This window comes from Enterobacter sp. MF024, from assembly GCF_005843915.1.
GTDB lineage: Bacteria > Pseudomonadota > Gammaproteobacteria > Enterobacterales > Enterobacteriaceae > Enterobacter > Enterobacter barmai.
Genome location: NZ_VCBB01000022.1, coordinates 44,178 through 55,816 on the forward strand (window position 1 = coordinate 44,178; position 11,639 = coordinate 55,816).

The window sequence follows — 11,639 nt, forward strand, 5'->3', positions numbered from 1 at the left end:
TTAACCCCCTTCATAATGCATGCCAGTTCCGCAAAATGCCCTCATCCTGCAGCGAATGAAACTTTACGTTCAAAAATGGAACAGCTTTTGCAACGCTTCGCACACAAACGGTTATCAGAGGACACGCCATGCAAAGTCATGTTGCCACCCAAGGGATGGCAGTTACTCCCCATCACCTGGCCAGCCAAAGCGCGCTGGCGATTCTGCGTGAAGGAGGCAGTGCCATTGAGGCAATGGTCGCCGCCGCATCAACCATTGCGGTGGTGTATCCGCACATGAACGGCCTGGGGGGCGATGGTTTCTGGCTGATCGTCCCTCCTGATGGCGATCCCATCGCCATCGATGCCAGCGGCGCGGCGGGGGCGCGGGCAACCCCGCAGGCCTATGAGGGGCTGGCGCACATTCCCCATCGCGGCCCGCAGGCTGCGCTTACCGTGGCCGGTACCGTCAGCGGCTGGGAAGAAGCACTCTCGATTTCCCACGATCTCTGCCGGAGCCACCTGCCCCTGACCCGCCTTCTTGAGGATGCTATCGGCTACGCCACTCACGGCATTCCGGTTACCGCCTCTCAGGCCAGGGCCACCGCAAGCAAACTGGACGAACTGCGCCACCAGCCCGGATTCGCCGATACCTTTCTGGTCAACGGACAGCCACCCGAGGCGGGTAGCCGCTTTTTGCAACCGGCGCTGGCAAACACCCTGCGCCGGTTAACGGAGGAAGGATTAGACAGTTTCTACCGCGGGCCGCTGGCCGGGCATCTGGCCCGCGGCATGGAAAGGTGCGGCATGCCGGTTACCCTCAGCGATCTGCATCAGCATCGTGCCCGCCGCCCGCTTCCGCTCAGGCTCGATCATCAGCACGGCGAACTGTGGAATCTGGCGCCGCCGACCCAGGGGCTGGTCTCCCTGGCGATCCTCGGGATAACCGATCGTCTCGGGATGGCCGATGCTGACGATGCGCTGACCATCCACCGCATTGTTGAAGCCACCAAGCTGGCCTTTGGCCTGCGCGACGCCCACATCACCGACCCACGTCATCTTGATGTTGATATCCAGAGTCTGCTTACCCCTGCGGCGCTGCAGCCGCTGGCAGAGAAAATAGACGATCAACGCGCGGCCCCCTGGGGAGCAGGCAAAGGACCGGGCGATACCGTGTGGATGGGCGTTATCGATAAAAACGGTCTGGCGGTCTCCTTTATTCAGAGCCTTTACCATGAATTTGGCAGCGGCGTGGTCCTGCCGGACACCGGGCTGGTCTGGCAAAACCGCGGAGCCTCGTTCAGCCTCGACCCGGCGCATCTTCTGGCGCTGGCCCCGGGCAAACAGCCGTTTCACACGTTAAACCCCGCCGCGGCACGCCTGAACGATGGCCGGGTCATGGTATATGGCTCAATGGGGGGCGACGGACAGCCGCAAACCCAGGCTGCCCTCTTCACCCGCTACGTCATGCAAAATATGCCGCTGCAGGAGAGTATCTCCCGCCCACGCTGGCTGCTGGGACGCACCTGGGGACAGACATCCGATTCACTCAAGCTGGAAGGGCGCTTCAGCGCAGAGAGCATCGCCCATCTGCGACAGCTGGGGCATGAGGTTGACGTGCTGGCAGATTTCAGCGAAGCCATGGGCCATGCCGGGGCGATTGTCCGCCACCCTGATGGTCTTTTAGAGGGAGCCAGCGATCCGCGCAGCAACGGCTCCGCAGCCGGATATTAGGAGTTCAACATGACGACACCACAAACCGAATGGGATGCTTATCTCGCCCAAATGGAACACTTGCTGGCACTGGAGCTGGACGACGCGCGTCGCGCCGAGCTCAGCGTGCAGTTTACCCGCATTGCGGCGATGGCTGAGCCGTTGCTGGCTTTTCCCCTCGACGACCGCGTCGAAATCGCCGGAGTCTATAAAGCATGAAGCTACCTGAGATGACGATCGAAGAGATACGGCGTGCGTTAACCTGCGGCGAGCTGAGCGCCGTGGAGATTGCCCGCCACACCCTGGAGAATATCGCCCGCGTCAATCCGCATATCAACGCCTGGACCCACATCAGCGAAAAGCGGATGCTGGCTGAGGCGGAGCAGATTGATAGCCTGCGCCGGGACAAGCGCCCCCTGCCCGCGCTGGCGGCTGTTCCCTTTGCGGTAAAAAATCTGTTCGATGTCGCCGGACACACCACCCTTGCCGGAGCAGAATTGTTCAGCAACCGCTCCCCCGCCGTCGCCGACAGCCGGGCGGTGCGTCAGCTGCAAAGCGCGGGAGCGCTGCTGTCCGGGATGCTGAACATGGATGCCTACGCCTACGGTTTCACCACCGAAAACAGCCACTACGGGGCCACGCGCAATCCGCACGATCTTTCCCGGATCGCTGGCGGCTCTTCCGGCGGGTCGGCAGCTGCGGTGGCGGCCGGGCTGGTCCACTTCTCGCTGGGTAGCGATACCAACGGATCGATACGCGTTCCGGCTTCGCTGTGCGGCATTTTTGGCCTGAAGCCGACCTTCGGTCGTTTGTCCCGCGCCGGCAGCCACCCCTTTGTCGCCAGCCTTGACCACATCGGACCGTTTGCCCGCCGTGTCAGCGATCTCTCGACGGTATACGATGTGCTGCAGGGCCAGGATCCCGCGGACAGTTTTCAGGCCGACAGGGCCAGCGAGCCCACGGCGAACCGGCTCTGCCGTGGGCTGGAGGGCCTGCGCTGCGCCACGCTTGGCGGCTATTTCTCCACCTGGTGCGATAACGACGCCCGTGCGGCTGTCGCCCGCGTCGCCCGGGCGCTGGACGTTCAGGAGGAGCTCATTTTCCCGGAAGCGGAGCTGGCCCGCTCCGCAGCCTTTATTATCAGCGCCTCCGAGGGGGGAAATCAGTATCTTCCAGCGCTACGCCGCGAGCCGGAGCGTTTTGAGCCTAACTCCCGCGAGCGCCTGCTGGCGGGAGCGATGATCCCCGCCAGCTGGTATATCCAGGCCCAGCGCTTTCGCAACCATGCCCGGCAGGCGTTTAACGCCCTGTTCGCCCATGCTGAGGTGCTGATCGCCCCCGCTACCCCCTGTGCCGCTACGCCTGTCGGGGCGCAGACCATGGAGATCAACGGCCAGCCCCTGCCGATCCGCGCCAGTATGGGAATGCTGACGCAGCCCATCTCCTTTATCGGTTTGCCGGTCACCACGGTTCCGCTTCGCACGGCGGGCGGGCAGCCGATTGGCCTGCAGTTAATTGCCGCGCCGTTTAACGAGCAGGCCTGCCTGCGCGTGGCCCGGGTACTGGAAGAGATGGGTATCACCGATGCCAGCCCGGCGGAGGTGGCAGCATGATGACCGGAGAAGAGATTAACCGCCCGCAGGTGCTTGCCGAGGTGACGGCGGCGTTTTATCGCTACGAAGAGGCGCTGGTCAGCAATGATATTGCCGTACTGGATGAACTTTTCTGGCACGACGACCGCACGGTAAGGCTGGGGGCCGGGGAAAACCTGTACGGTATCGACGAAATCCGCGCGTTTCGTGCCGCCCGCCCTGCCGCTGGCCTGCAGCGCGAGCTGCGGCACACCACCATCACCACCTTCGGCGAGGATTACGCGGTGTGCAGCACCGAGTTTACCCGCGAGGGCAGCGAGCGTATTGGCCGTCAGCAGCAGACGTGGGTACGCTTTCCCTCGGGCTGGCGAATTGTCGCCGCCCAGGTGAGCCTGATGATCTAATGTGCTGGAAATACCCTCTTCCTGGACGGGAGAGGGTGAAGACAGGGCTATTGATTTTGTGACGCCTGGTACGGATGAAAGTCACGCCAGCGATCGGCAATTTGCTGACGGGTACAGATCCAGACGTTGTCATGCTGCTGCACATAATCAAGAAAGCGCTGTAGCGCCCGAAAGCGGCCCGGCCGTCCAAGCAGGCGGCAGTGCATCCCAATGGACATCATTTTCGGCGCAGACTCGCCCTCCTCATAAAGCACATCAAAGCTGTCTTTCAGGTAAGTGTAAAACTGCTCGGCGGTATTAAAGCCCTGGGCGGTGGCAAACCGCATGTCGTTCGCATCAAGCGTGTAAGGCACAATCAGGTGCGGTTTGCGCGTGCCGTCACTGCACGCCACCTCGCTCCAGAACGGCAAATCATCGCCATAATAATCGCTGTCGTAATCAAAGCCGCCGTGCTCCACCACCAGCTGGCGGGTATTGGGGCTGTCGCGGCCGGTGTACCAGCCTGTGGGGGGCTTGCCAAAGAGATCGGTGAAGACCTGCACCGCTTTATTCAGATGCTCGCGCTCCTGCTCAATGGGCATGTTCTGGTAATGGATCCAGCGCCAGCCGTGGCTGACCACGTCATAATTGGCCGCTTTGATCGCCTCCACCACATCCGGATGACGCGCCAGCGCCATTGCCACACCGAACACCGTTAGCGGCAATCCACGACGGCTGAACTCCCGGTGGATGCGCCAGAAACCGGCGCGGCTGCCGTACTCATATAATGAATCCATCGACATATGCCGGTCAGGGTAGCTGGCGGCACCGATAATATCGGACAAAAACTGTTCTGAACCAGCATCGCCGTGCAGCACGTGGTTTTCGGAGCCTTCTTCATAATTAAGCACAAACTGCACGGCAATCCGTGCGTTGTTCGGCCACTGCGCGTGCGGCGGCTCCCCTGCGTAACCGCGCAGGTCGCGCGGGTAATCGTCTGCCAAAAATGCCATCTCCCACCTCTTCTCGTCAGAATGAATTTAATGTCTGAAATTTGCCGCTTAACGTCTTGGCCTCCGGATAAGCTAAATCGCCCTGCTTGCTGGTGGACAGGCCGAGCGCCACCAGCGACTCCACCATCTTCACCGCCGCGCTGACGCCGTCGATCACAGGCACGCGCAGTTCACGGGTCAACGCCTGGGCCAGCGTCGCCATTCCGCCACAGCCCAGCACAATCGCCCCGCAGCCATCCTCCTTCAGCGCCTGGATACAGCGGGCGCGCACTTTCTCCTGCGCCAGCCCGCTGCCATCCTCCAGCGCCAGAACCGGGAGATCGATGGCGTGAAGAGCGGCACAGTGGTGTTCAAAGCCGTACTGACGCAGAAGATGGCGGGCGATAATCAAGGTTCTCGGCAGCGTGGTCACAATTGAAAAACGGGTCGCCACCAGGGTCGCCATATGCATTGCCGCTTCGGCAATGCCTATCACCGGCCCCTGCGCCAGTTCGCGCGCCGCCAGCAGGCCGGGATCGCCAAAGCAGGCAATCACGTGGCCATCCACACCCTGCTCCCGACCGGCTTTGATCTGCTCCAGCACGCCGACCGCGGCGATAGCTTCATCAAAATGGCCCTCAATGGATGCCACCCCGTCTTCGGGACAGACCGCCAGTATCCGGGTGCCCGGCGCGGCAACCGCTCTCGCGGCAGCGCCGATGGTTTCCGTCATGCCCGGGCTGGTATTGGGATTGATCACTTGTATACAAATAGCGGCCATTATTGCTCCTTAAAACCGGCAAACAGCCGGGCGAAATCAGGCAGAGTGATGCCAGAGCGCTCAAAACAGAGGCTGGCGGCGATATGTTCAAAATGGTGCGTCAATGCATCGCTGAGGGGCTGTAGCGCTTTGTCCCGCAGCAGCTGAATAAGCCGGTCGTGATCGTTGCAGCGGCAGCCCTGACGCCATGGCGATCCCCAGGTCGCAATCACTAAGGAGGAGCGCTGACTCAGATGGGTCACCATTTCCGTGAGCACCTGATTGCCGGAGATCGCCTGCAGCTGAATATGAAACCCGGCGGAGTAGCGGAGCGCCGCCGGACCGTCGTAGCGTTCATGGGCCTGCTGCTCCTGGCGGACAATCGCCTCCAGCCCTGCCAGGTGGGTTGGCTGGCAGCGGGCCAGCACATCAGGCAAATTCGCGACCTCCAGCAGGGTACGGGTACGAAAGATCGCCTGCGCCTCTTCAACCGTCGGGCTGGCGACCTGTGCACCACGTTTGGGTGCCAGCGTGACCATTTGCACCGTTGCGAGTCGCTGAAGCACTTTTCTGATCCCCGTCCGGCTTACGCCAAATACCTCCGACAGCGCCTCTTCCGGCAGTCTGCTTCCCGGGGGAAGCTGATGCTCAACAATGGCCGTCATCAGCGCCTGGTAGATGGATTCGTCCTTATCATGCAGCTCTGGCGCGGCCTGCAGACGATGTTGGTTGCTCATTCATTACCCCAGCTTTTACTTTTAGATAGCATCTTGTATACATACGATTAAATTATTGTATACAAAATGAACGATTTCTGGCCTGGATCCTGCAACGCCTCAGTAAGCCACTTAAAACGGGTTTCACTTACAGGAGCAGATTTCATGCCAAACAGACAAAACACGCATCAGGTTAATGACGCCGATCCTCACGCGGGTTACAGCCCACGGCTCTGCAATGAAGATCTGGCCCCGACACGCGATCAAAACTGGAGCTGGTACAACATCTTTTCGTTCTGGATGTCAGATGTGCACAGCATGGGAGGCTACGTGGTGGCCGCGAGCTTCTTTACCCTCGGCCTGGCGAGCTGGCAGGTTCTGCTGTGCCTGCTGGTGGGAATTTGTATCGTCCAGCTGTGCGCTAACCTCGTGGCGAAGCCCAGCCAGATGGCGGGCGTTCCCTATGCGGTGATCTCCCGCCAGGCGTTTGGCGTCTTTGGCGCTAACATCCCGGCGGTGATCCGCGGGCTTATCGCCTTCGCGTGGTATGGCATACAGACCTGGCTGGCGGCCAATGCGCTGATGCTGGTATTACTGAAATTCTGGCCATCGCTGTCGGCGCTTACCTCAGCCAGCTTCCTGGGTCTGTCCCATCTCGGCTGGCTCTGCTTTGCTACCATGTGGCTGCTGCAGGCGATGGTGTTCTGGCACGGAATGAGCGCGATTAAGCGCTTTATTGATATTGCCGGACCGGCGGTTTATGTGGTGATGCTGGCGCTGGCGGGCTGGATTGTATACAAAACCGGGCTCGACGGGATCTCCTTTACCCTCGCCAGTAAATCCCTCACCAGCGGAGAGCAAACCTGGCAGATGATCACGGCCATCGCGCTGGTGGTCTCCTACTTCTCCGGCCCGCTGCTCAACTTTGGCGACTTCTCGCGCTACGGCAAAAGCATGGGCGAGATCCGCCGCGGCAACCGCTGGGGTCTGCCGTTCAACTTCCTGCTGTTCTCTGTCGTTACGGTGGTTATTGTCTCCGGTACTCAGTCCCTGTTTGGCCGGATGATTACCGATCCGATTGAAACCGTCAGCCGCGTAGGCAACGACCTGGCCGTCGCTATCGGCCTGCTGACCATGATCACCGCCACCATCGGGATCAATATCGTGGCGAACTTTGTCTCCCCGGCGTTCGATTTCTCAAACTGTTCGCCGCAGAAGATCAGCTTCCGCACCGGCGGAATGATCGCCGCCGTCGGCTCGGTCCTGCTGACGCCATGGAACCTGTTTAACTCCCCGGAGCTTATCCACTACACCCTCGACGTGCTGGGGGCGTTTATCGGCCCGCTGTTCGGCATTCTGCTGGTGGATTTCTACGTGATTAAGCGCGGTCAGGTTTCAGTTAACGACCTGTTCGACGATACGCCAAAAGGGAAATACTGGTATCGCAACGGCTTCAACCCAAAGGCCATCGCCGCGCTGGTTCCCTCCGTCGCCATTGGTCTGGTCATCAGCTTTATTCCGGCCCTGCATGAAGTGGCTAACTTTAGCTGGTTTATCGGCGTCTTTGTGAGCGCTGCCGCCTACCGATGGATAGCGCGGGAGGATCGCGCCGCTGCGCCTGCCCGTTTTGGCGCCCTTGCCCAGAAAGAGTAATTCAGCCCCGCCGCGGCACTCCGCCGCGGCGCGCCCTCCTTCCGGATAAACTGGCATCAATTTTGCTCGCTCTGTTTACCCTTTCGTTTAGCCACAAGGCAGAGACTGATGGACTACCAAACCGCCCTTCGCGGCGCCTTTTTCGACATCGGTACCGTTGCCGATTGCCCTGACGATATCGCCCGTCACGCACGCTACGTGGAGGATGGCTTACTTTTTATCCGGGACGGGTGCATTGTGGCGCTCCTCCCCTGGCTGGAGGGGGAGCAGTACCTGCAGCCACTGAAAGGCTATCGCGATCTGAGCGGGAAACTGTTACTCCCCGGTTTTGTCGATGCCCACGTCCACTATCCGCAAACCGAAATGATTGGTGCTTTTGGCGAGCAGCTGCTGGAGTGGCTCACGACCTATACGTTTCCGGTGGAGGGTCAGTTTTCCGACGCCGGTTACGCCACGGAGATCGCACTGTTCTTTATCAGCCAGCTCCTGAGCCATGGCACCACCACCGCGCTGGTATTTTGTACCCTGCATCCTGAATCGGTGGACGCCCTTTTCAGCGAAGCGCTGAAGCTGAATATGCGCCTGCTTGCCGGTAAGGTGATGATGGACCGTCATGCCCCGGACTATCTCAGCGAAAGCGCGGAGCAGAGCTACCGGCAAACCCGGGAGTTGATTCAGCGCTGGCATCAGCGCGGGCGCCTTGGTTACGCCATTACCCCCCGCTTCGCCCCCACCTCCACGCCAGCGCTGCTGGCTGCGGTGCAACAGCTGCGGGAGGAGTTCCCCGACACCTGGCTGCATACCCATCTGAGCGAAAACCTCAGCGAAGTCGCATGGGTAAAAAGCCTGTGGCCGGAGCATGAACACTATCTTGATGTCTACCATCACTACCAACTGACCGGCGAGCGCAGCGTTTTTGCCCACGGCATCCATCTGGCGGACGCAGAGTGGCAATGCCTGCACGATACCGGTTCCGCCGTGGCCTTTTGCCCCACCTCTAACCTGTTTCTCGGCAGCGGGCTGTTCCGTTTGCCCACCTGCTGGCAGAAAAAGGTGCGAATGGGGATCGGCAGCGACGTTGGCGCAGGCACCACGTTCAGCATGCTGCGAACGCTGGGGGAGGCTTATAAGGTGGGCCAGCTGCAAAGCTATCGCCTGCGTGCCAGCGAAGCCTTCTACCATGCCACCCTCGGCGGTGCGCACGCCCTGCGTCTTGATGACAGGATTGGTAATTTTCAGCCGGGTAAAGAGGCCGATTTTGTGGTCATCGACCCGGCAGTCACGCCGCTGCAACGCTTACGCAGCGGACGCTGCAAAGATATCTATGAGCAGCTGTTCGTGTTGATGACCCTAGGGGATGAGCGCAATATCAGCGAGACCTGGGTGAACGGCAAATGCGTCTGGGGGGAAGCAGAGGGGGAGTAACGAGGGTACCGGCGTCTGACATGACGCCGGTAAAAGGCAGCGTTAACTTCCGCGATAGGTAGACCAGCCGCCAGGGGCAATCAAAAACGGCAGATGGTAGCGATCGCCCGCCGTCTCCCGGATGGCAAAATCAATCTGCGCGCTCAGAAAGATCGTCTCCCGGCCACCGGCGGCAAACCACTCTCCAGTCGCCGCCGTCAGGCGGTAGCGCCCTGCCGCCAGTTGCCCGGCGCCGAGCTCGCCGATTCGCCCGTTCTCGTCCGTCACGCCTGCGGCAATCTGCGCGCCTTCCCGCTCCAGCGTCACCTTCACCCCCTGCGCCGGTCGGCCGGTAGAGATATCCAGAATATGGGTGCTTAAGGTACTCATTCGCCAATGGCTCCTTCCAGTCGTAATAACGTAATTTCGCGCAGCTGCGCTAACGCATCCTGCACCTCTGCACTGTCGCTGTTGTCTAAACGGCGCGACAGCGCCTGTAGAATATCCTCCCCGCTGCGCCCTTTCGCGCGGATCAGAAAGACCCGCCCAAATCGCGCCTCGTAGCGGGCATTGCCCTCCCTGAGGGCCCGGGCCAGGGCGGCATCGCCATCGTTTACGCTGGCCTGTTCCTGACGCGACAGCGCCGCGTGCTGCTGCTCACCCGTGGGCTTTTCGCCGATGCGCGGATGGGCGCTCAGGGCCTGGTTCAGCTCAACTTCTCCCCAGGAGGCCATCAGCTGCTGCGCGGCGTTCAGCATTGCCTCACGGGAGCGCCAGGGGCGCCCCTCAGCCAGCGCCGTCTCCCAGCCGGGAACGGCGACGCAGGGAGCCAGCAGGGAAGCGGCCTCTGCGACGCTCAGGCGGTTAAAGTGATTCAGCGTGATCATCAGCGCTCCTTGTTACCGCCGCGGCGGTTGATGTCTCTTCCGGGATAATCAGATTGAGGATAATCGCTACCAGACCACCGCTGGTGGCCGCTGAGCCGAACAGGTTCTCAACCACCGGCGGGAAATGGGCCAGGAATTCAGGCACGGCTTCGATACCCAGCCCAAAGCCAAATGCCAGACCGACAATCAGCATATCGCGGCGGGTCAGCGGTTTCTGGGTCACGATGCGGATCCCCGCCGCAACCACGCAACCAAACATTACCATGGTCGCGCCGCCCAGTACCGGCGCCGGGATCTGACGAAGGAGCTCGCCAAAGGGTGGGAACAACCCCAACAAAATCAGGATCCCACCGATATAGCGGCCAACGTAGCGGCTGGCAACGCCGGTCATCTGGATCACGCCGTTGTTCTGCGCAAAGGTGGTGTTCGGAAAAGCGCAGAGCATCGCCGCCACCATACAGCTGATCCCGTCCGCCAGAATGCCGCCTTTCAGACGCGTACGAAAGGCACGATCGTCGATGGACTGCTGCGAAATCAGGCTGTTGGCCGTCAGATCGCCGACGGCTTCCAGAATGCAGACCAGCGATACCAGCGCAATGGGCAAAAAGATCGCGCCGTTAAACTCAAAGCCAAACGGGAAGAGCTGGGGCAGGCGGAACCAGACGTCGCCAACGGGCTTAAGCTGGAAACTTCCGCTCAGGGCGGCCGCCAGGCAGCCGACGGCAATGCCAATCACCACCGACGAAAGTCGCAGCCAGCGGTTTTTCATGCAGCTGAGCAGGACGATGGTGCCCAGCGTTACGGCGCCGAGCGTGATATTGCCCATACTGGCGAACTCTTTTGCATGCTCCCCGCCGCTCCAGTTGACGATGCTGACCTTAATCAGGCTCATGCCAATGAGCGCAATAACGCTACCGGTAATAATCGGGGTAAAAATTCGCTTCAGGGGTTCGATAAAGCGGCTGACGATACAGGGAACCAGTGCGGCAACGAAATTGACGCCAAACAGCATAGCCATAATATCCTGCGCCGTGCCCCCCTGCCCCTTTACCCACATGCCGCCCGCGATCGCCACCCCGAGAAAAGCAAAGCTGGTGCCCTGCATACAGATCATGCCGGCGCCAACGCCCCACAGGCGGTTAGATTGTAAAAAGGTGCCGATACCCGATGCCAGCAGGGACATGCTGATTAAATAAGGCAGCCACTGCTCTAACCCTAATGCAGCCCCGATAATCAGCGGCGGCGTAATAATTCCCACCAGCCCGGCAAGCACATGCTGTAGCGCGCTGAATATAGCCGGAACCGGCGGGATCTGCTGCTCAAGGCCGTACAGTAAGCCACCGTTCTTTTCCTCTGACATAGTCTTTCATCCCGTTGCGAATAAGCGTGCAGTGGCAATTGCATAAACCAGGCCAGATTTGCTCACTTTTTGTCACTGCTGGATTTACACCTTTAATATCAGTTAATTAATCGCTTCCTCAGTCAATAACCAGCGGTCTGAACCGCGCCAGCGCCATGAAACATTAGATTCTTAATTAGCTTTCAGGAAACTATTGATTCA

Annotated in this window: 12 protein-coding genes; 6 read left to right on the forward strand and 6 right to left on the reverse strand. The window is 60.2% G+C overall.

Translation table 11 applies throughout. The features are described from left to right. Positions 1-128 precede the first annotated feature (128 nt). The 4 genes from hpxW to hpxZ are packed head-to-tail and all read left to right on the forward strand — an operon-like array spanning position 129 to position 3,687. Entirely contained in the window at positions 129-1,712 is a 1,584-nt protein-coding gene (hpxW, locus tag FFB58_RS22160) for an oxamate amidohydrolase (protein WP_138371008.1), read from the forward strand. A 9-nt stretch (positions 1,713-1,721) separates the two neighbouring features. Next, positions 1,722-1,910, forward strand: a complete 189-nt coding sequence (hpxX, locus tag FFB58_RS22165) for an oxalurate catabolism protein HpxX (protein ID WP_138371009.1) — start codon at positions 1,722-1,724, stop codon at positions 1,908-1,910. Further along, positions 1,907-3,304 (forward strand): AtzE family amidohydrolase, encoded by a 1,398-nt coding sequence (locus tag FFB58_RS22170; protein WP_138371010.1) that lies wholly within the window; start codon positions 1,907-1,909, stop codon positions 3,302-3,304. Before hpxX ends, FFB58_RS22170 begins: the two co-directional genes overlap by 4 nt. Next, positions 3,301-3,687, forward strand: a complete 387-nt coding sequence (gene hpxZ, locus FFB58_RS22175; protein ID WP_138371011.1) for an oxalurate catabolism protein HpxZ — start codon at positions 3,301-3,303, stop codon at positions 3,685-3,687. Before FFB58_RS22170 ends, hpxZ begins: the two co-directional genes overlap by 4 nt. 47 nt (positions 3,688-3,734) lie before the next feature. On the opposite strand, the gene puuE is transcribed toward hpxZ, so the two are convergent. Genes puuE through FFB58_RS22190 form a run of 3 tightly spaced genes read right to left on the reverse strand, consistent with a single transcriptional unit; the run spans position 3,735 to position 6,155 of the window. Beyond that, positions 3,735-4,679 carry an allantoinase PuuE gene (gene puuE, locus FFB58_RS22180; protein WP_138371012.1) on the reverse strand — a complete coding sequence of 315 codons (945 nt, stop codon included), beginning with the start codon at positions 4,677-4,679 and terminating at the stop codon, positions 3,735-3,737. A gap of 16 nt (positions 4,680-4,695) precedes the next feature. Beyond that, the gene (hpxA, locus tag FFB58_RS22185) at positions 4,696-5,439 is read right to left on the reverse strand and encodes an allantoin racemase (protein WP_039030072.1); all 744 of its coding nucleotides are present in this window, start codon (positions 5,437-5,439) and stop codon (positions 4,696-4,698) included. Next, on the reverse strand, positions 5,439-6,155 hold the full coding sequence (locus FFB58_RS22190; RefSeq protein ID WP_138371013.1) for a GntR family transcriptional regulator: 717 nt from the start codon (positions 6,153-6,155) through the stop codon (positions 5,439-5,441). The genes hpxA and FFB58_RS22190 overlap by 1 nt, the downstream gene beginning before the upstream one ends. Before the next feature lie 144 nt (positions 6,156-6,299). Between FFB58_RS22190 and FFB58_RS22195 the strand changes: the two genes are divergently transcribed. Further along, positions 6,300-7,787, forward strand: a complete 1,488-nt coding sequence (locus tag FFB58_RS22195) for an NCS1 family nucleobase:cation symporter-1 (RefSeq protein WP_138371014.1) — start codon at positions 6,300-6,302, stop codon at positions 7,785-7,787. Positions 7,788-7,892: 105 nt separating this feature from the next. Continuing rightward, a complete protein-coding gene (guaD, locus tag FFB58_RS22200) occupies positions 7,893-9,212 on the forward strand; it encodes a guanine deaminase (RefSeq protein WP_138371015.1) in 1,320 nt (439 codons plus the stop codon). 42 nt (positions 9,213-9,254) lie between these two features. On the opposite strand, the gene uraH is transcribed toward guaD, so the two are convergent. From uraH to FFB58_RS22215, 3 genes are read right to left on the reverse strand one after another with little or no spacing between them, the layout of a single operon-like run. Continuing rightward, the gene (gene uraH, locus FFB58_RS22205; protein WP_039030068.1) at positions 9,255-9,581 is read right to left on the reverse strand and encodes a hydroxyisourate hydrolase; all 327 of its coding nucleotides are present in this window, start codon (positions 9,579-9,581) and stop codon (positions 9,255-9,257) included. Next, positions 9,578-10,078 carry a 2-oxo-4-hydroxy-4-carboxy-5-ureidoimidazoline decarboxylase gene (uraD, locus tag FFB58_RS22210; protein WP_138371016.1) on the reverse strand — a complete coding sequence of 167 codons (501 nt, stop codon included), beginning with the start codon at positions 10,076-10,078 and terminating at the stop codon, positions 9,578-9,580. The genes uraH and uraD overlap by 4 nt, the downstream gene beginning before the upstream one ends. Then, positions 10,056-11,438: a nucleobase:cation symporter-2 family protein gene (locus FFB58_RS22215; protein WP_138371017.1), complete on the reverse strand. Its 1,383-nt coding sequence runs from the start codon at positions 11,436-11,438 to the stop codon at positions 10,056-10,058. The genes uraD and FFB58_RS22215 overlap by 23 nt, the downstream gene beginning before the upstream one ends. Between the last annotated feature and the right edge of the window lie 201 nt (positions 11,439-11,639).

What these genes read in the sequence shown, in the direction of transcription:
- uraD (WP_138371016.1), bottom strand. Translation starts at nt 10,078, where the DNA reads ATGATCACGCTGAATCACTTTAACCGCCTGAGCGTCGCAGAGGCCGCT.
- FFB58_RS22215 (WP_138371017.1), bottom strand. Translation starts at nt 11,438, where the DNA reads ATGTCAGAGGAAAAGAACGGTGGCTTACTGTACGGCCTTGAGCAGCAG.
- puuE (WP_138371012.1), bottom strand. Translation starts at nt 4,679, where the DNA reads ATGGCATTTTTGGCAGACGATTACCCGCGCGACCTGCGCGGTTACGCA.
- FFB58_RS22190 (WP_138371013.1), bottom strand. Translation starts at nt 6,155, where the DNA reads ATGAGCAACCAACATCGTCTGCAGGCCGCGCCAGAGCTGCATGATAAG.
- hpxZ (WP_138371011.1), top strand. Translation starts at nt 3,301, where the DNA reads ATGATGACCGGAGAAGAGATTAACCGCCCGCAGGTGCTTGCCGAGGTG.
- hpxA (WP_039030072.1), bottom strand. Translation starts at nt 5,439, where the DNA reads ATGGCCGCTATTTGTATACAAGTGATCAATCCCAATACCAGCCCGGGC.
- FFB58_RS22170 (WP_138371010.1), top strand. Translation starts at nt 1,907, where the DNA reads ATGAAGCTACCTGAGATGACGATCGAAGAGATACGGCGTGCGTTAACC.
- hpxW (WP_138371008.1), top strand. Translation starts at nt 129, where the DNA reads ATGCAAAGTCATGTTGCCACCCAAGGGATGGCAGTTACTCCCCATCAC.
- FFB58_RS22195 (WP_138371014.1), top strand. Translation starts at nt 6,300, where the DNA reads ATGCCAAACAGACAAAACACGCATCAGGTTAATGACGCCGATCCTCAC.
- uraH (WP_039030068.1), bottom strand. Translation starts at nt 9,581, where the DNA reads ATGAGTACCTTAAGCACCCATATTCTGGATATCTCTACCGGCCGACCG.
- hpxX (WP_138371009.1), top strand. Translation starts at nt 1,722, where the DNA reads ATGACGACACCACAAACCGAATGGGATGCTTATCTCGCCCAAATGGAA.